The sequence below is a fragment of the Exiguobacterium sp. s7 genome, assembly GCF_018618195.1.
Taxonomy (GTDB): Bacteria; Bacillota; Bacilli; order Exiguobacteriales; family Exiguobacteriaceae; genus Exiguobacterium; species Exiguobacterium mexicanum_A.
Window position 1 is genome coordinate 130,146 of sequence record NZ_JACSLO010000006.1, and the last position, 19,127, is coordinate 149,272.

Here is a 19,127-nt window from a genome sequence, read left to right on the forward strand (position 1 = left end):
TGCTCCTTTCTCTTTAGAAGCGGAAGTAGATAAATGGATTGAACGTGCTCGACACGATATACGAAATCGATAAGAAGAAGAGCACGGTCACGCCCGTCACACGGACGAGTCCGACGATGCGACGAGTCGTCATCGATTTCGTCTCATCGAGTTCTTGGCTCAATAGTTTCCCGACGACGATGCGCGGGATTGGCGTTGCCCCTATGATGGCGATCGTGAGGACGACACCGTATTGAACCAAGTAATAGAGCGCTTGTTGGTCGAACAGCGGACCGCCGTGAAGACCGAACATCGCCTGTAAATAACTGATCGCATATGGGAAATCGTCGGCTCGGAAGAACACCCAACCGATGATGACGACGAACAGCGTGAACGATAGCGATAGCCAAGACGGCATCGCTTTCAACCATTTCCCAAGAAATGCACGTTCGAGCATGATGAATACTCCATAGTATACACCCCAGGCGATGAACGTCCAGCTCGCCCCGTGCCATACACCGGTCAAGAGCCAGACGATGGCCAAGTTACGATACGTCTTCCACTCGCCTTGGCGATTTCCGCCGAGTGGGATGTAGACGTAGTCTCGGAACCAGCTTCCGAGAGACATGTGCCATCTGCGCCAAAACTCCGAAACGGAACGTGAGATATACGGGTAGTTAAAGTTCTCTAAGAAGTGGAACCCAAACATGCGCCCTAGCCCGATGGCCATATCCGAATAACCTGAGAAATCGAAGTAAATTTGGAGCGAATAGGCGATGACCCCGATCCAGGCGAGTGTCGTCGACATCTCGCCGGCCGGCATGCCGAAAATCTGGTCGGCGACGTAGCCGGCACTGTTCGCTAAAATCATCTTCTTTCCGAGACCGATGACGAAGCGCTGAATCCCAGACACGAAGTCATCAATCGTCTCACGCCGGTCGACAATCTCATCGGCGACCGTCTGATAGCGGACGATCGGTCCGGCAATCAATTGCGGGAAGAACGAGACGTAAAGTGCCAAGTCGAAAATGTTGCGCTGGACTTGACCGTCTTTGCGATACACATCGATGACATAACTCATCGCTTGGAACGTGAAGAACGAGATGCCGAGCGGGAGCGGGATTTCCGGGTCGTTCAGCGAGAAGCCGAGGACGCTGTTGACGTTCTCGACGAAGAAGCTCGCATATTTGAACACCCCGAGCATCCCTAAGTTCCCGAGCACCATGAGTGTCATCCATAACTTGATTTTCTTTTCATGTTGTCGGTCACGATCGACGAGCCGTCCGAAGACGTAGTTCATCACGATCGACGCGAGCATGATCAAGACGAATCGCGGTTCGCCCCATGCATAGAAAAACAGACTCGCGGCAAGCAAAATCATATTTTTGACGGGACGCGGCGAGATGAAGTACAAACCGATGACGATCGGCAAGAAATAGAATAAAAAGACGGTTGAACTAAATAGCATCTGAGTTAGTCCCTTCCTACAAGATTACTCCTCAAACGAGAGATATAAATCGTCGAGTCGAATGGTCCGGGGCTCCGTCGTCTCAATCACATACTTGTAAGAGAGTTTGAAATACTCCGCACCTTCGACTTGAGGAATCGACTCCTCGATCTGGTTGACGCCCGGGTTGAGCGTCAACTTGAAGCGTTTGTTCGAGACACGTTCCTTATCTTTATATTGCATGAAATACATCTCGAGCTTCACGGTCGCATCGCTGAGCACGTGAATCTGTGTATCGAGGCCAATTGTCTTACAAGGGTCCATCTTGGCGTCGGGTAAAAACATTTGTGACGGCGGGATTTCAAATTTCAAATCGAACAGTTGCACATAAATTGAGTCGGACTCACTCTCCGGCATGAACGTAACTTCTGTCTTATACCCTTCTTCACGCATCCGTAAATGGTCTTTTTGAAAGCCGCGCGGATAATAATGATAAATCGCAGGGCGAATTCGTTTGACTGCCATATCGTTTCCTCCGTTTATAAGAAAAGAGTCGCCGTACGCATGTACGAGACAACTCTTATTCTTTTACATTAAGTTATTAGAAATCCGTTGCCAAAATGGCGTCGACGATGCGTCGTGACGCTTCCCCGTCACCGTAAGGGTTCGAGGCTTTCGACATCTTCTCGTAAGCCGTTGCATCCGAAAGAAGCTCATCAGCGAGACCGAAGATGACTTCTTCCTCGACACCAGCGAGTTTCAACGTACCAGCGGCCACGCCTTCCGGACGTTCCGTCGTATCACGAAGGACGAGGACCGGAACACCGAGTGACGGTGCTTCTTCTTGCACGCCGCCTGAATCCGTGAGGATCAAGTGCGAGATTGACGCATAGTTGTGGAAATCGAAGACGTCGAGCGGCTCAATCAAGTGAACACGGTCGATGTCGTGCAAAATCTCGTTAGCGAGTTCACGGACGACCGGGTTCATATGGACCGGATAGACGACTTCGATATCGTCATATTTCTCGATCAAACGACGGACGGCGCGGAACATGTTGCGCATCGGCTCGCCGAGGTTCTCGCGACGGTGGGCCGTGAGCAAGACGAGACGGCGGCCTGATTCACGGATTGAGTCGAGCAACTCGTTCGTGTAGTCTTCACGGACCGTCGTTTTGAGTGCGTCGATGGCCGTGTTGCCCGTGACGAAAATCTTGTCTTCCGGTTTGTTTTCACGAAGCAAGTTCTCTTTCGACGTTTCCGTCGGTGCGAAATGAAGGTCGGCCATCACGCCTGTGAGCTGACGGTTCATCTCTTCCGGGAACGGTGAGTACTTGTTGTACGTGCGAAGACCCGCTTCGACGTGTCCGACCGCGACTTGGTTATAGAACGCCGCGAGCGATGCCGCGAACGTCGTCGTCGTGTCACCATGGACGAGGACGATATCCGGTTTCGTTTCAGCGATGACTTCACCCATGCCTTTGAGCACGCGTGACGTCACGTCATACAACGTTTGTTTGTCTTTCATGATATCCAAGTCGTAGTCTGGCTTGATTTCAAACAACTCGAGCACTTGGTCGAGCATTTGACGATGTTGCGCCGTGACGACGACGATCGGTTCGACCCCTTCACGTTTCTTCAACTCGAGGACGAGTGGTGCCATTTTAATCGCTTCCGGGCGTGTCCCGAAGACAGTCATTACTTTTTTCATCGATTCGCTAACTCCTCTTCTGTGAGCGGCGGCAAGATATACGTCTCGCCGAGCTCTGTAGATTCGACAACGGTTGTCCGGCGTTTCAACTTATCCGCTTTAAACGCGTCTTGTTGGTCTTTCGATAAGTTACGGAACCATCTTAAAAACTTGTTGTATTCACGTGCGACTTCTTCGACCGGTCCGTATTCGCGGACCTCGCCGAACTCGAGCCAAAGTCCGAGCGTACAGAACTGCCGGACTTGTGACACGGAGTGGCTGATGAAGAAAATCGTCTTGCCTTGATCCTTGAACTCGTTCATCTTCGTGAGACACTTGTCGGTGAACGTTTGGTCACCGACCGAGAGCGCCTCATCGATGACGAGGATGTCAGGGTCGATATTGATCGAAATCGCAAATCCGAGACGCGACTTCATCCCGCTCGAGTATGTCTTGACGGGTTGATAGATGAAGTCACCGATATCGGCGAACTCGACAATCTGTGGCGTCAGCTCGGCGATTTGTTGTTTCGTCATCCCGAGCATGAGCCCTTTCAATTCGATATTCTCCATCCCGCTCAAGTTCCCGTTCAAGCCAGACGAGATCGCGATGAGCGCCGTCTTGCCTTTTAACTGGATTTGACCGTGGGTGGGCGGCATCACATCCGCGAGCAGGTTCGACATCGTCGATTTCCCTGACCCGTTGATGCCGATGATGCCGACGACTTCGCCCGGCGGCACTTCAAACGTGACGTTCCGGAGCGCATAGAATTGCTTCCCGTTCGTTTTATTGAGGAAAATCTCCTTCAATTTGTCGGTCGGCTTGTTGTATAACGTATAACGTTTTGACACGTTTTCAAATTTAACTTGATACATGATAGCCTCCTCAAATGTAATCGATGAAATATCGACGGAAGCGCATATGGATCATCGAACCAACAAAGAAGAGGACGAGCACGATCGCCCAGTAGTAGAGACCATACGCCCAGTTGTTCGCGAGCCAATCGGTACCGAGGAACATCGAACGATAGCCTTCAATCAAGTAATACAATGGGTTGACTTGAAGAATATCTGCGAGACGGCCGGTCGGAACCCAAAAAATCGGCGTCAAGTACATGAGCATTCGCATGAGCGATTGCAATAAGTTTTGTAAGTCGCGCACTATGGTCGTCAGTGCGGACGTGATTAACGCTAGCGAGTAAAGTAAGGCAAGAGCACTGATCGCCAAGTAAATGAACCAAAGCGAATGCAGCCCCATCGGATAGCCGAACGCCCACATTAACACGTAGGATACCGCCACTAAAATGGCATGGCGATAAAACAACGATAACAGGACGTACGCAGGAATCGTTGAGATTGGAAAGCTCATCTTAGAAACTAACCCAATCTTCGAATAGACAGACCGAGCCGTGGAAGTGATTGCCGCGGCAATAAAGAACCAGACGACAATCCCCGCAACGAGCCATGGCAGAAACGGCACGCCATCAATCGGCCTGCCGCTTCGAATACCAAATCCAAATACAAACCAATAGACTGCGATTTGCAGCAATGGCGTGACGAATTCCCATAAAAATCCGAGGTACTGCATTGAATAGTTGCTCTTCGTCTCATACGTCGCGAGACGCATGATCAGATACTTACTCGATTGCAGTTCTGAAAGAATAGCTTTCGCGGATTTAAACATGTGAATTCACCTTGAATCAACGTACGAGATTCGTTTCCTTTGTAAATTTGTACAAGTTGCCGTAGTTTACGACAGCCACATCGTCGCCAGCTGGCTTCACGATGTTGCGCGTGTCAAAGATCATCGGACGACGCATCGCTCCGCTAAGTTCAGCGAAATCGAGTGTCTTGAATTCGTTGTGGTCGACGAGGACGAGGACGAGGTCCGCATCTTGAATCGCTTCTTCTTTCGATACGAGGTCGAAGCGGCTCGATGTCGACTTCTCGACGTGACCGTCATGAACCGAGATGTTCACGCCGCGGTCGAGCAAGAGCTCACAGATGTCGACGGCTGGGCTTTCACGCATGTCGTCGACGTTTCCTTTGTACGTCACGCCGAAGACAGCGACTTTCGCGTCTTCGATGCCCGCAACGAGCTTCTCGACGTTGTCGGCCACGTAAGCTGGCATCGAGACGTTCGTCTCACGCGACAAGTTGATGATTTGAGCAAGGTCAGGTGACTTCGCGACGATGAAGTACGGGTCGACCGCGAGGCAGTGACCACCGACGCCAGGACCTGGGCTATGCAAGTTGACGCGCGGGTGTTTGTTTGCCATCTCGATGACGTCGAGGACGTTGATGTCGAGGTCGTTACACACTTTAGCGAGTTCGTTCGCGAGGGCGATGTTGACGTCGCGGAACGTGTTCTCCATGAGTTTCGACATTTCAGCCGTCTTCGCATCCGTCTTGACGATTTCGCCTTCGACGAATGTGCCGTAGACACGTGCGCCAGCTTCCGCACAGGCAGGCGTGATGCCGCCGACGATACGGTTGTTGTGCACGAGCTCATGCAAGATTTGTCCTGGAAGGACACGCTCTGGGCAGTGAACGAGGAAGATGTCTTCGCCGACGACGAATCCAGCTTCTTCAACGATCGGCTTGACGAAATCGTCCATCGTACGTGGCGCGATTGTCGACTCGACGATGATGACGTTCCCTTTCTCGACGAATGGAAGGACTTTACGTGTCGCGTCCAAAACGTAAGTGAGGTCGCACGACTTGTGCTCGTCATCATTGTTTGGTGTCGGTACGGCGATGATGAAGGCGTCCGCTTTCTCCGGTGAGAGTGACGCACGGAATTTACCTTTTGCGACGACGTCGGCTACGACTTCGCCAAGACCTGGCTCTTCGATGTGGATTTCGCCACGGTTCAATTTATCTACGACGTTTTGAGAGATATCTACCCCAACGACGTCGACGCCGTATTTAGCGAAGACTGCCGATGTCGGCAAACCAATATACCCAAGACCTACTGTACATACTTTCATTTGTAGTAACCTCCAAGTGTGTGTGTGCCCTGCGATTTCTCAGTGCGAGCATGTCCATCATTTTATTTCAGTTTCGACAATAAAACAATACTCATTATACTCTTGAACAAATCAGCCGAGCAATTACATTTTAATGACAAATCAATGTTTTTCCGTTTCGGACAACGCCTCTAGTATAAGCTGTTCCAGCTTTTTAGCAAGTGTTTCGACCGCGAAGTGCTCAAACGCATAGGCTTGAAGCGGTTTTGCAGCTTCGAGCAAACGGTCTGAATCGTCGGCGTACGAGCGAATGATGTCGACGGCGTCGGACACATTTTCGAGCAATACGTCGTCCGGATAGATCGTCTCACTTCCCGTCCAGTGACGGATGAGCGGATACGTCCCCGACGTCATCGCTTCGGCCGGAGCCAAATGGAAGCTCTCGAGATCGCTCATCGAGAGGACGAAACCGATCTTTTGCAACCATTCCGGCACGTCGTCGCCGTGGCCGTCGAACTGGACGCTCGATTGGAATTGCGGCTCTTCGAGACGGGCGAGCAACTTGTCGTAATACGCCCGCTCCTCTTCCCGCTTATTGATCCAGTAGATCTCGTTCGGATGATGTCCTTTAATGAAGAGTTTATAGCGGCTGTCTTGTTGTAACAGTTGCTCGAGCAAATCGAGCGCCAAATCGAGCCGTTTCAGTTTCGGGTTGACGCCGATCATACCGAGGTGGAACGTCAAATCTTGTTTCACTTTCGGCTGCGCCAAACGCTCGCCGTCGACGGCGTTATAAATCATCGTCATCTTATGGCGCGGAATGCGGAACAGACGGTACATCTCTTCGAGCATATACGGCGAGACGAGGATGATTTTGTCGATATTGTGCAAGTTGTATTGGCGCGGGAATGGCGTCTCTTTCTCTTGACGGTGAATCCGCACAATCAGCTTCTGGTGCGGCAGCTTATGCTCCGAGTACCAGACGGCGTTGCCGAGTCCCCACTCACAGAAGATGATGTCGGCCTGCTCAAGACATGCCTTACTATGGTTGACGTTGTGAATCTTATGGCCATCCCATTGGTCGACGAGCACGTTGAAGCGCGGGTTCTCCGAGAACTGCTTCATGAACAGCTTCAAGAACTTCAAGTCATGACCGGCGAAAACGATCGTCAACTTCTTCATCGCCCACAACTCGTCGCGCAGACGCGCGTACGTGTTCGTGAACGTGTAGTACTGGGCCATGTCGTATAGACGCTTGGCTGCCTCACGGTAGATGCCTGCGTCCGTGAGTGCGAGGCGTGCCTTGTCGATGAACTCCGTCTCCGAGTTGACGAAGAGCGGATAGTCCGCCCCGAGAATGAGCTCGTGCATCGGGTTACGGTTGAGCAGTACCGGTTTTCCGAGCGCCCCGTATTCGAGCAGCTTCGTCGACAGCTCGAGCGAGGCGTCGAGTTCCGGATGGCGCCAAGATACGCCGACCGCACTCGACTCGATTAACGTCTCGACGTCGCGGCGCGGGATACCTTTCAACCACGTCACACCCGGGTCGTGACCGAGCCGGTGTGTCACGTCTTTGCGGAAGTTCGGGTTGTTCGGGTCTTGATTGAACTTGTCCCCGGCGACGTGAAGCTCGGCCGCCGGATGCGCGGCGCGCAGTTTCGCGAACGCCGTCAAAATCTCGCTCGAATACCAGAGCGGGGCGAATTTGCCGGTATAGACGAGGCGGTCGTTCGGTTTCGTGAACGATGGCGTCGCCTCTTTCACGTTCGGAATCATCGGATTCAAGATGAGGAACGGACGCTCTGTCGGAAGGAACGTCTCAAAATAATCTTTCATCGCCGACGTCTGGCAAAGCATGCGGGCCGAGCGCGAGGCGATTTGTTTCAAGCGGGCCAATTCTTCGTCCGACGCCTGCGTATGGTCGTGCGTGAAATCCGTGATATACGTCCACGTCTTCGCCATCGTGTCTTCATATGCTGACAAGTTGTAGGCGAGCTGGAAGCCGCGGATGAACGCCAAGTCGTACGACCCGCTCATCATGAGCTCATGGATGAGCTGGGCCGCTTCAGACGGTTCAAGCACTTTCTTCTCGTAATAAGGTTCGTCCTTCTTCGGCGACGTCTCGCTGAACACGTCGAGGAAACGGACGTTCGGCAACTCACGAATCGACGCCGTCACTTCCGGTTTCACGATCGAGCGTTTCAATAAGATATCGACGTGAATCGACGGGTCTTGTTTCAACATATGAACGACGGATGTCAGCCAAATGGCCGACCCGTCGATCAAGTTCAAGTTCACGTCCCCATAGACGAGGACGCGGAGCGGTGCTTTCGTCATAACGTTACCTCCTGGACCATTGCGTCGGAGAGATTAGCTCCGCCTTTGACGTATTGATACGGGTCGATGCTGAAAATGCGCTCCCCGGACTGGGCCAGTTCTTGGAGTGACGCATCTTTCGTCAACACGTCGAGCGCCTCTTTCACACTATAGAAGCGGAGTGCCGCCGGTTTGACGAGCGAACGTGTCGGCAGAGCGTCGAACACGTAGCGATAGCTCGCATCTGTGTCTTGTTTCTCGAGCGTCCCGTCAAACGTGTAATGGTCGCCTTTCGTCAAGATGTTGGCGTCGGCATAACGCGCCGCCAAGATATAGTCGGACACGTACGACGGGCCGTAGTAGTCTTCCCGGTTGACGTACGCCATCCATTCGAAGCCGTCCAAAATCTCGGACAAGGCGTTGTACTGCGTCAAATAGCTGAGCATGAACGTCGAGATCTCCTCGGTGTTGTACTCGTTATAGACGTCGATGTAACCGTCGAACTTGTCGAGGAACACGACGAGATGCGTATGGGCATAGTCTTGCGCTTGATAGATCGACACGACCCGCTCCATCTCTTCTTTCGAGCGGACGATGGCGACCATGGCGACTTTGGCGTGATCGACCCGATACGGGATGCCAATCGCACCGACGACTTGGGCGAGTCGTTGCGTGTACGTGTGATACGTCAACACGTGACGCATCCCGCGCATGGCGACGTCCTCATAGAACGCGTCATCCGTCAACAGCTTCTTGAACGTCTCGTCGAGCATGGCATCGCCCTCATCGAGGAAGACGTAATCGCCGAGCATCTGCTTGACGCCAATCGAACGCGTGCTGACGACCGGTGTCGCACAGGCGAGTCCTTCGAACACACGACGCGAGAACATCGTCGGCGAATCGTTGACCGAGTTGACGTTCAGCATGACTTTGAAGCCTTTGTATGCTTTCGCGATCTGGTTATATTTCAAACTGCCGCGAATCGAGTCACGGAACTGCTCCGGGAATTGGAGCTGGTCCGTCTCGCCGCGTTGGTTCATCTCATAGTTGCGGTCATAGATGACGAGGCCGTAACGGTTCGCCGCGGCGAACAGACGGTCCATATCTTGACGGCGCGACTCATGGCGGTTCGCGTAATACGAGCCCGCGAACGACGCGTACGGTTCACGCGTACCCGGCAAGCGAATCGGGTTGTGCTCTTTCGGTTGCGCGGCGAACGGGAGCGCGCCGACGCGGTCGTGACCGCAGTCGCGGATATAATCCTCGACCCGGTTCTCATCGGTCGTGTAGACGTAGTCAAACCGTTTGGCCGTCTCGATGAAGCGATCGTAGTGGATCGGGTCTTCCTTGTTCCAGAACACGGTCGGGATGTTGTTATGACGGCACCATTCGAGCAGGCCGTCGAGTTCTTCCCACGTGTTCGTGCCGTATTTGACGATTTTCTTCTCCCACGCCCCGGCGTTCCCTTTCCACGCCGACTCGACCATCAAGAAGTCAGGTTGTTCATCGGCAAGGACAGCCGTCCAGTTGTCCGGTGTGAACGTAATCAAATCACATTCCGGACGGTACGATGCGGTCGTGAACTCATCGAAGATGGCCGCGACTTTCAGTTCGTGTAGCTCACGCGGCACGGCACGGAAAAGACGGGCTTCACGCACGTCGAGCCATTCCGGGCTGCGCGTCCGGTCGCTGATAATTTCCTCGGTGACACGAATCCGGTCGATGACCGCTTCCCCGTCGCCGTCGACACGAAGCGCGAAACGGAGGCGACGCGCCTCTTTCTCGAACTCGAAGATTTTCTCTGAACCGAGTTGGACTTGCTGCATATTCAAGCGGCCTTCCGTCGAATACGTGATGATATAGAGGACGACGTTCGTCCCTTCGCCCATCTCCCCATCGACCGTGACCCGGTAACGACTGTTCGATTTGACGTCGAACAAGAAATCGACCGGCAACAGTTTGAAGCTGTTGTTCGTCTCGGCATACGAGATGTAACGGCGATTGCCTTCCCCGGTCTTCAATTTGACGACGAGCTGGTCGTGCTTATGTTTCAGTTTGATCGTATCCGGCGTAGGCACCGTCCACATCGACGGTTTGAGCGACAAAATTTCTTCGCGCCGGACGCTCTTCTCGCGGACCATGCCGAGCTTCAATCCATGGAGCTCACCGTGACCTGAGAAACGGACGAAATAGCGGACCGTTGTATGGCTCGGTGTCAGGCGGATAATGCCACTCAGCCCGAGCGGGACCTCGATCATCTGGTCTTGGCCGTCCGCCGTGTACGTGACGACGAACAGGGAAGCGTTCGCCGTGCCGGTCACCGTCCCTTTTAAATAGAAACGATAGACGTCATCGTCCATGTCCCCGAGCGGGAAATCGATGGCACGTTTCGTGTTCACGTGCGGGAGCGCCGACTCGCCGACGCCGAAATGGACGTACTGGCTGCCGACGCCGTGAAGCAACAGTTTATCGTCTTCGAAGTCGACGACGCGGTTGATCGCCGAGATCAACTCGAGCTGTTTTGGTGTCAAATCGATGCGATATTCGAAATCAGCGTCTTGCATATGGTAAGCCATACCTTCGACGTCCCAGAGCGAGACACCGTTGACGTTCAACTCGATGACGCTATAAGAGCCTTTCCCTTCCGTCTCGATGGCGAAGCGGACTCGCGTCTCGTTCGCGAGCAAGGCGATGTCGGTCGGTGCCTGATTGTAGACGAACACGTCACGCGAGTGCTTGTTCCGTTGGTAGAGCGACACTTTGACGACGGGATTGACGTCTCCTGTCGCCTTCGCCCGAAACTGGACGTGCAGATGACGAGTTGATTTTGAGAACATTTGCTTGAGGTCAAGCGCCTCTTCTTTCCCATCTGCTCGGTACGCGAGTGCGACCGCTTCCGGCCGTGAGACGATGACGTCCGCTCCTTCTAAGTGCACCGCATTCGATGCGGTATACCAATTCGGGACGATCGGTCCCCCTTTACGGGAAATCACGCGATTGCGCGTCTTATTGATGATTCGTTTCCCGACGCGACGTGAGCGCTGTAAACCAAGATGTGCCGCACGACGTGCTTTCGTTTGCCAACCCATATGTCTTTCCTCCAAACTGCGGGGATGTTCCCCTCGATTTCACTAATAAGGAAGCGACATATCACATGTCGCTCCCGGTTGGTCATTTTCGTTTGACGATTTTGCCGACGCGGCTTCGGATGGCCCGCACTTTAAGGAGTACTTTGCCGACTTTAGACTGTGTCAAACTTTGATATTTACGATTGATTTGAGTAAATTTCCGACTCATTTGGTGATAGCGTTTATCGGCCTTCTCGACTTCTTTCGAGATCCACTCTACCGTATAGAGCAGTTCGGCATAACGATGCAAGAGACGTTGGTATTGTTGACCCCTGATCCGGTATTCACGTTGAAGTCGTTTGTTCTCCTCGATTTGTTCAGCGAGCTGCATCTCGAGAAGGTTCTTTTCTTGTTTCAATTGTTCACTCATGGTTGTCACCTCAACGGAATACGTCGAAATATAGACGTTTCAATTCATTTTTTTGACCGCTCTCGTACAGATCGATGAACTGTTTGAAGCGCGGGCTTCTCGGTTCGAGCGGCTTGAACTGCTCATAGATGGCATATAACAGGTCCGCATTGCCGAGGAAGTCCTCTTCCCGCGACCGGCGAATGAACTGGAGATACCATAGCTCGAAGAACCGTTCAAAGCGCGTCTCGCGATAAACGTCGAGCACACCTTCACGTTCGAACGCTTTCGCTCGGGCCGTCTCACGCAAGAGACACTTCTCGAAGTAACGGCGTGTGATCGTGTTGACGGTCGACCCGGCCACGGCCGCGTAATAATCGTGGATCGTCAAATCGACGAGTGCGACCCGTTCTGCCGACAAGAACATCTCTTGGAAGAAGAGCGAGTCTTGACCGACCGCACCGATCACTTGCTTCAATCCGTTCTCGACGATGAAGTCGCGGCGGATGACCATCGCTTGGATGCTTTGGACTTTGAAGTTGTGCTCGAGCAAGTAGGCGCGCGGATCTTCGATCATGCGAATGCCATCTTTTTCAAGCCCTTCGAGTTCAATCATCGCCTCACGGTTCGACAGCTTCAACATGCTGCCGACGGCGAGGTCGAGTCCCGGTTCGCGTGTCATCAACTGATACAGCTCATGATAGCCGTCGTTGACCGCCTCGTTATCCGGGTCGAGGAACGCGATATACGGAGTCGTCGCGAGCTCGACGCCCTTATTGCGGGGGCGTGAGGCACTACCGCTGCCGCCATCCGCGAACGAGTACGTGTAGACGTTCGCGTGCTCACGTACCAAGCGCTCGACGTAACGAGCCGTCTCGTTGTCGGTCGAACCATCGTCGACGAGCCAGATTTCCATGTCGTCAAACATCGAGCTCCGCTTCAAACTGAAGAAGCATTTGTTATACAAGTAACGGCCGTTGTTATATACCGGCACGACGACAGACAGTTTATAGTCACGCGGTGCGTTCGGCGTCACGACGACCTCGCCTTTGACGAGCTCGTATCGGTCAATCGCATAACCTGGTAACGTGCGCGTTTTGAGCGTCCGCGTCGCGACTTCTTTGAGCGACAACTGTTCGGCGACGAACACCGAACGGTGGACGTCGGTCACGTCCGTCACATAGTCATGTTCCGGGCCCGAGACGAACGTCTCGCCGTCGAAGTAGGCCGTTTTCGTCACGAACGAGACGTCCGTGTATTTGAAGGCGTTAATCATGTCTTCCAAGTAGTACGCCTCATACGTATAGGCCGAGTCAAAGAACGCGACGAACGCCGCTTCTTGTAAATCTGTCTCGGTCACGGCGTCCGCCATGCGGAAACGGACGCTCGCATAAGTCTGTGCGTCGATCATCGCTTGGAGACGCGACTCGTCACCCGAGCCGACGACGAGGACAGGGCGTGCCCCGAGCGTCTCCGTCTCGAGTCCGAGCGCGAACAACATCTCTTCAAACCGGTCGTGTAGCGTATGGCCGCCCATAACCGTGCGAACACCAGACAGTTGCTGGCGGACCATCTCGTCTTCTGTCTTGAACATGTTCAAGATTTGTTTTGCGTCCAAACGACCCGTCGCGATGAACACGTTCGGGAAATCGTTGTTGACGGCGATATTATAGTTCGTCAAGACAAGGTTGCCGCGCGCCTGTGCATCATAGATCTCTTGGGCGCAGTAAGTCGGACTGTTCTTCACTTCGTTGACATGAAGAATCCAGTCGACCGATTTTTTCAAGTCATCCATGTTCGTCTCGCTGGCGACGAGATATGGACGATACGCCTCGCCGACTTCTGTATGTTGATCACGGTTCGACTTCGTCACAAAGAGTTGATGGTCCGTCTCTAACACACCGTCCATCAATTTGTTGACGTCGTCCATGAACACGTTGCGCATCGGGAACTCGTTCGTGACGAGGACATCGTTCAGACGCGGGCGCGTCATCCCGATCGGATTGTGAAGCAATTGGTTGACGAACGGCTTGATGACGAAGACACGGTCATGGTTGCACAGTTCCGTGTAATCTTGAACCCGTTCTTCGTTGGCCGTAAAGACGACATCACATTTTGCCGCGAGTGATGCAAAACGAGCGTAATGGTTCGTATCGACCTCGGTATGGAACACGGTCGGGATGTCCCGATAGTTCGCTTGTTTGATCAGTTTTTCGAGCCATTCACGCGAGTGCGATCGTGGTGTGCTCATATGATCAAAACTTGTCGCCGCTTCTCCTGGAAGAATCGGGCTGATCATCAGGAACTCGATATTTACGTTTGAATTGACGAGCTCTAAAAACTCGGTGACCGTACTGAACGTATGAATGTTGCAGACGTTACGCCACGTCTCGGCCCGTTCGACCGGTCCGACGAACGCCACGTCGATGAGTTTCTTCTTATAGTAATACGCGGTTCCGTTCGACGACGGGAATGAAGCCACGTCGCTCGGGAATCGCTCGGACGCCGTGTCCCATTCTTGTTCGAGAGCCGTGTGGTAGGCTTCGAGTTTGGCGTCGTCCCAATACGGGAGCTGGGCTTTCTTCGTCAAAGACGGCAAGTCGTTGATGAGAACGACATCGCCTTCATCTAGTGGTTCTTTTTGTGAAATCCGTTCCCGTTCGGCACGTACCCATTTCGTGTGCGCTTGAACGTCGGACAATAATCGTCTTACATCCATTAAATTCGCCTCATTCTTTCATCATGTCGTATCGTAGGCTTCACACCTACACCCTCTGTCATAGTATCAAATATCAGATAGGCAAGCAATTTCAGTCAGATGACAATCCATTGACCCGTCCCTCTTGTCGTATACCCGACTTTCACGACCATTAACAAAAAAACACTCCCCTGAAAAAATCAGGAGAGTGAAACTGCTTAGTTTGCTGCTGTGTCGACGATGCGACCTTCCACTTTCGGCTCAACGGTTTTGAGACCGGCCACATGGTCACGCAAGTTTTCCCAGTCCGAGAGACCGAGGTCTTGAACGCGTCCTTCTGTATAAGCTTTGCCGAGTTCTTCGAAGCCGTCGCCGCCTTTCGCCGTGAAGGCGTTCGTCGCGACTTTATATGTCGTCGTGTCGTTCGCAACGAGGACGTATGCGTCGTCTTTCAAGTACTCGATTTTTGTCACGCGTTCGCCTGACGGTTTCGAGCTATCGTACGTCACTTTCAAGCCAGCCACGTGAAGGAAACCGCCGTTTTCGCTCGGAAGTGGTCCGACGCTGCGCTCGAACGTTTGGTAAATCTCTGTCCCAGTGAGGTCAGCGATGGCGAGCGTGTTGCCGAACGGAAGCGTCGTGAGCACTTCGCCGATCGTGATTTCCCCTTCATCGATGGCTGCACGGATGCCGCCGCCGTTTTGCATCGCGCCGATGACGTCCGCGTTGAACGTCTTCGCTTTCGCGAGCATACCGTCTGTGATCAAGTTACCAAGCGCCGTCTCGTTTTTACGGACGCTCTCACCTGTCGTGTTACCGATGTCGCTCGTACGCGGGTTCGTGAGCGCTGCCGTCGCTGTAGCGCCGGTCGGTTGGTTTTTCAAGGCGTCGACATCTTCTTTGAACGGCGCGAGGAGTTGCGTCGCTTTCGCGTCTGCTTCAAGTTTCGACACGTCGATGACCGAACCTTCATGTGCGACGACTTTACCGTCATGGTCGAACGTGACGTCGAGTGTGCCGAGGTATTGGCTGTACTGGTACGCTTGGACGATGATGGTCGGGTTATCCGAATCCGCGTTCTTCACGACCGGTTTCGTAAGCAACGAGTGCGAGTGTCCGCCGATGATGACGTCGATCCCTTCAACTTCTTCCGCAAGGATTTGATCGTTGTCGACCGCTGGATTGTCATCATAGCCTAAGTGCGTGACCGCGACGATGTTGTTGACGCCAGCTGCCTCGAACGCTGCCACGGCTGCTTTTGCTTCCGCGATGTAGTCTTGGAATTGCGTGTCGCCTGGGCTGGCGATGTCAGCCGTCTCTTCTGTTGTGAGACCGAAGAATCCGACTTTGACGCCGTCCACTTCTTTGATGACACCTTCATAGAGACGACCGTTGTATGGCTTGTCCGTCACCGCATCGCGGTAGAGCGATTTCAAGTTCGCATCAGCTGAGAAGTCGAGGTTCGAACTGACGAACGGGAAGTTCGCATAGCGGATGAACTTGGCAAGCTCTGCGTTGCCGTCTTCGTCGCCGCCGAGGTCGAACTCGTGGTTTCCGAGCGTCATCAAATCGTATTTCATGTAGTTCATGAGTTTCAAGTCAGCCATACCTTCAAACTTGTTGAAGTAGAGCGAACCTGAGAATACGTCCCCCGCATCGATCAAGAGAGCGTTCGGCTTCTCGGCACGAACTTGCTTAACGGCTGTCGCGCGTTTCGGCGCCAAGTCGAGTGAAGCGTGCGTGTCGTTCGTGTGCATGAATGATACTGTATTCCCACCGACCGAATATGGAAGCTCAGCTTCGATTGTGCGGCCGTTGCTCGTGAACTTCGCATGTGCCGTGAACGATCCGATTTTTGACGTATCGATGCCATGGACGCGGACGAGACGCTCGACTGTACCGTTCGCAAAGCGAACATCGAGACGAAGTGCGCTCGGCACGTTTTCCCCTTGTTTGAACGAGAGTGCTTCAGCCGGCTCGATGGCGACCGGATAGTTCAAAACGCGGACGCGCTTCTCGACTTTCAACCCCTTGCCGAGAACGATTCCTTTCGCCGTTTGATATGTACCGAGTTTGTTCATCTTGACCGAAGACTTGTACCAGTGAATCTTGGCCCCTTTGTATGTCTTGTCGAGTGACGCGTCGAGGTCCCCTCCGCGGACGAAGTCCGTTTTCAGTTTGACCGTCTTCGCTTTCGGTGCCGCGTCAGCTGTCGCTGCCGGAACGATCGATGAAGCGGTGATGGCCGCCACAGCGAGTGAAGCGTACAACTTGTTCGTTTTACGTGTGAGCATTTGATTTTCCCCTTTCAAATGTGGTGAAGCAGAACTAAAACGAATGATAGCGCTTACAATGTCTGACGGAGTACAATTGGCCTTGCTCCCTATTCCGTCTTCAGACCTATCGTTTCAGAGACCACTCTCCTCTCTAAACATATCCAATTCCACTAGTAAATACAATTAATTTTTCGTTAATTCCGTGTATCTTTTCCAAAAAATCCCCCGACTGCAACATCGAGGGATTCCTTGGAAATTGAAACACGTTAGGCAAAAAGCCTTACTCCGCTTCAATCAACTCATGAACTTGTGTGAACGGACTCGATGCCCCAGCCTTCAAATGACCGTGCTCGATTTCTTGAAGACGCAGCGCCTCAAGTTGCATCTTTGAGGCCGCGCCCCATTTGTTCGGTCCACAGTCACGGAGGGCGACCGTCCGGACCATGAACTCGGTCGTCTCAGCCGTCGCATCGAACTCGACCCATACTTGGTTCGGGCCGCCCCAGGCCGCGATATCCTCGGACAAGTACAAGACCCCGTCGACCCAAATCTCGTAGCGCATCCGTCCTAAGCCAAGGGACGACCGTTTCTCGAACGGGTTGAGCACGTTCAAGTTCAAGCGATACGTCTGTCCTGATTTCGTCGGTAGAATTTGCGTGTAGACCATGTGATCGCCTTTTTTCATCGCGTTCGCCTCAAGATGATACGACACGTTCGTCGTCAAGCGACGTACGTTCAGTGGGATCGTCGACTCGTCCAACCGTCCGCTCGTGATGACCCCGTTCAGCGGCATCCAGTCTTGGTCGAGCGTCGGATGCAGATAATCGCGCATCGTGTCTCGTTTATTCACGCCCCAGAACGCGAGCACCGGCCACTCATGACCGATCACTTCATAGAACAGCTTTGCGTATAGACGGTCCCCATATTCAGGCGCGAGGAACAACTCGAGGATGGCCCGGGCGTTGAACGGAATGTACGTCTCGAAAGCGACGTCGCTCTCGGCGAGCACTTGCTGGTGCCACATGCCCATCCGGTACTCCCAATATAACAAGTCGTACGGGTCATAGCCGTGGAGCGTCGCCTCGGTCAACCCGACCGCTTCAACGTAAGACGTCCATAACGCGACGACACGGTCATCTTCCCGCGACTTCCATGAATAGCAACGAATCGCGCCTTCGACGGTGAACTCGGCCGGGAGGGTACGGTTTTTCCGGTAAAAGGCACGACCGATCTCGAGGATGTTCGACCGTAGATGTCGCGTCGGCCGGTCGTTGTACAGCTTCATATATTCATAGGCGTGGGCATGACCGTGATTTGACGTCACACTTTGGCGCATCATATCGCGAAACGGTTTTGTCTCGTCCGCTTGTTCGAACGCTCGGCCGTCGACCGGGATGATACGATGGGCGAATCCGAGGTCGCGCGCCATCATCGTGGCGACTTCCGCATCGATATCGAGCGACTCGACGTGCGCCACGTTTTGGTAAGTGAACGCCTCGATGTTTGCGAGGAACGGTTTCAGGAGCGCGAGCGACAGACGGCTGTCGATCCCGGCCGTGAGGGAGAAGATGATGCGTTCGTCTGTCTCGAACAGCTGATGCAACTGGTTGTCGAACCAGGTCCGGAGCGGTTCGATCGCCGCCTCGACTGGTAGCGATTCAAGCGGACGCCGTGGATAATAACGGGTCATCACACATGACCCATCGACGAAATGGTTCGGAACGAGAATCCGGATCGTCTCATAGATCGTGAAGTGACCCGGCAAGTGGTAATGGTTGTGTTGACGCAACTCGCTTGAACAGAGCGGGTGCGGTGCGGACTGGACGTCTTCTTGCAACAGCTCTAAATGACTGGCGGCCCGGAGCGGCGCTTCTGTCGTGAAGTAGACGCCGCGCATCCCTGTCGCATCGTGGTAGAGCCGGACGGATGCCTCGTCGCCACGAATGAGCACATAACGACCGCCCATGAAGTCGAGTGACTCATGAAACGCTTCCGTCGTTTCTGCGCTCAGTCGCGCAAGCAAGTTCATCCGGTCACGCTTCATCGCTCGGATGTCAATGACATCCCCCATAGCGAGCATCCACCGATTTCCATTTTGAATCAAGTCGACCTGAGTGATTGGGTCATAGTAAAAGAAGTCACCGTTCGGCAAAGTGACCATATCCCACCCGTCACGTGTGGTCTGTGTCGGCGTCATTAAAAATCCACGTTGATAAGCTTGCATCGTTTTCCCTCATTCTATAGTAAATTCTTGCCTCGACTCGAAAAAAGATGAGCAC

Annotated in this window: 11 protein-coding genes and 1 pseudogene; all 12 read right to left on the reverse strand. The window is 53.3% G+C overall.

Translation table 11 applies throughout. The annotated features are described in order from the left end of the window. Window positions 1–13 precede the first annotated feature (13 nt). Window positions 14–1,447, reverse strand: coding sequence for an MBOAT family O-acyltransferase (locus tag KNP79_RS09520; protein WP_034778837.1), 1,434 nt, complete (start codon window positions 1,445–1,447; stop codon window positions 14–16). 24 nt (window positions 1,448–1,471) lie between these two features. Beyond that, window positions 1,472–1,951, reverse strand: a complete 480-nt coding sequence (locus KNP79_RS09525; protein ID WP_034778840.1) for a hypothetical protein — start codon at window positions 1,949–1,951, stop codon at window positions 1,472–1,474. Between the two features lie 76 nt (window positions 1,952–2,027). Further along, window positions 2,028–3,134, reverse strand: coding sequence for a non-hydrolyzing UDP-N-acetylglucosamine 2-epimerase (gene wecB / locus KNP79_RS09530; protein WP_034778842.1), 1,107 nt, complete (start codon window positions 3,132–3,134; stop codon window positions 2,028–2,030). 80 nt (window positions 3,135–3,214) lie between these two features. Beyond that, a pseudogene (gene tagH, locus KNP79_RS09535) lies at window positions 3,215–3,991 on the reverse strand (teichoic acids export ABC transporter ATP-binding subunit TagH); the annotation flags it as partial. Window positions 3,992–3,998: 7 nt separating this feature from the next. Beyond that, window positions 3,999–4,796 (reverse strand): ABC transporter permease, encoded by a 798-nt coding sequence (locus KNP79_RS09540; RefSeq protein WP_034778846.1) that lies wholly within the window; start codon window positions 4,794–4,796, stop codon window positions 3,999–4,001. Window positions 4,797–4,812: 16 nt separating this feature from the next. After that, window positions 4,813–6,102: a nucleotide sugar dehydrogenase gene (locus KNP79_RS09545; RefSeq protein ID WP_214754072.1), complete on the reverse strand. Its 1,290-nt coding sequence runs from the start codon at window positions 6,100–6,102 to the stop codon at window positions 4,813–4,815. A 141-nt stretch (window positions 6,103–6,243) separates the two neighbouring features. Next, on the reverse strand, window positions 6,244–8,418 hold the full coding sequence (locus KNP79_RS09550) for a glycosyltransferase (protein ID WP_215192167.1): 2,175 nt from the start codon (window positions 8,416–8,418) through the stop codon (window positions 6,244–6,246). Next, on the reverse strand, window positions 8,415–11,486 hold the full coding sequence (locus KNP79_RS09555; protein ID WP_215192169.1) for a CgeB family protein: 3,072 nt from the start codon (window positions 11,484–11,486) through the stop codon (window positions 8,415–8,417). Before KNP79_RS09555 ends, KNP79_RS09550 begins: the two co-directional genes overlap by 4 nt. Window positions 11,487–11,568: 82 nt before the next feature. Next, complete coding sequence (locus KNP79_RS09560) at window positions 11,569–11,895, reverse strand: hypothetical protein (RefSeq protein ID WP_034778855.1); 327 nt, start codon at window positions 11,893–11,895, stop codon at window positions 11,569–11,571. Window positions 11,896–11,905: 10 nt separating this feature from the next. Then, the gene (locus KNP79_RS09565; protein ID WP_215192171.1) at window positions 11,906–14,593 is read right to left on the reverse strand and encodes a glycosyltransferase; all 2,688 of its coding nucleotides are present in this window, start codon (window positions 14,591–14,593) and stop codon (window positions 11,906–11,908) included. A 197-nt stretch (window positions 14,594–14,790) separates the two neighbouring features. After that, the gene (locus KNP79_RS09570; RefSeq protein ID WP_214796872.1) at window positions 14,791–16,866 is read right to left on the reverse strand and encodes a bifunctional metallophosphatase/5'-nucleotidase; all 2,076 of its coding nucleotides are present in this window, start codon (window positions 16,864–16,866) and stop codon (window positions 14,791–14,793) included. A 262-nt stretch (window positions 16,867–17,128) separates the two neighbouring features. Beyond that, window positions 17,129–19,072, reverse strand: coding sequence for an asparagine synthetase B family protein (locus KNP79_RS09575; protein WP_214796871.1), 1,944 nt, complete (start codon window positions 19,070–19,072; stop codon window positions 17,129–17,131). Window positions 19,073–19,127: the final 55 nt, after the last annotated feature.

Excerpts from the sequence above, each read along its gene's own strand:
- KNP79_RS09570 (WP_214796872.1), bottom strand. The coding sequence starts at position 16,866 with ATGCTCACACGTAAAACGAACAAGTTGTACGCTTCACTCGCTGTGGCG.
- KNP79_RS09560 (WP_034778855.1), bottom strand. The coding sequence starts at position 11,895 with ATGAGTGAACAATTGAAACAAGAAAAGAACCTTCTCGAGATGCAGCTC.
- KNP79_RS09520 (WP_034778837.1), bottom strand. The coding sequence starts at position 1,447 with ATGCTATTTAGTTCAACCGTCTTTTTATTCTATTTCTTGCCGATCGTC.
- KNP79_RS09540 (WP_034778846.1), bottom strand. The coding sequence starts at position 4,796 with ATGTTTAAATCCGCGAAAGCTATTCTTTCAGAACTGCAATCGAGTAAG.
- KNP79_RS09555 (WP_215192169.1), bottom strand. The coding sequence starts at position 11,486 with ATGGGTTGGCAAACGAAAGCACGTCGTGCGGCACATCTTGGTTTACAG.
- KNP79_RS09575 (WP_214796871.1), bottom strand. The coding sequence starts at position 19,072 with ATGCAAGCTTATCAACGTGGATTTTTAATGACGCCGACACAGACCACA.
- KNP79_RS09550 (WP_215192167.1), bottom strand. The coding sequence starts at position 8,418 with ATGACGAAAGCACCGCTCCGCGTCCTCGTCTATGGGGACGTGAACTTG.
- KNP79_RS09525 (WP_034778840.1), bottom strand. The coding sequence starts at position 1,951 with ATGGCAGTCAAACGAATTCGCCCTGCGATTTATCATTATTATCCGCGC.
- KNP79_RS09545 (WP_214754072.1), bottom strand. The coding sequence starts at position 6,102 with ATGAAAGTATGTACAGTAGGTCTTGGGTATATTGGTTTGCCGACATCG.
- wecB (WP_034778842.1), bottom strand. The coding sequence starts at position 3,134 with ATGAAAAAAGTAATGACTGTCTTCGGGACACGCCCGGAAGCGATTAAA.
- KNP79_RS09565 (WP_215192171.1), bottom strand. The coding sequence starts at position 14,593 with ATGGATGTAAGACGATTATTGTCCGACGTTCAAGCGCACACGAAATGG.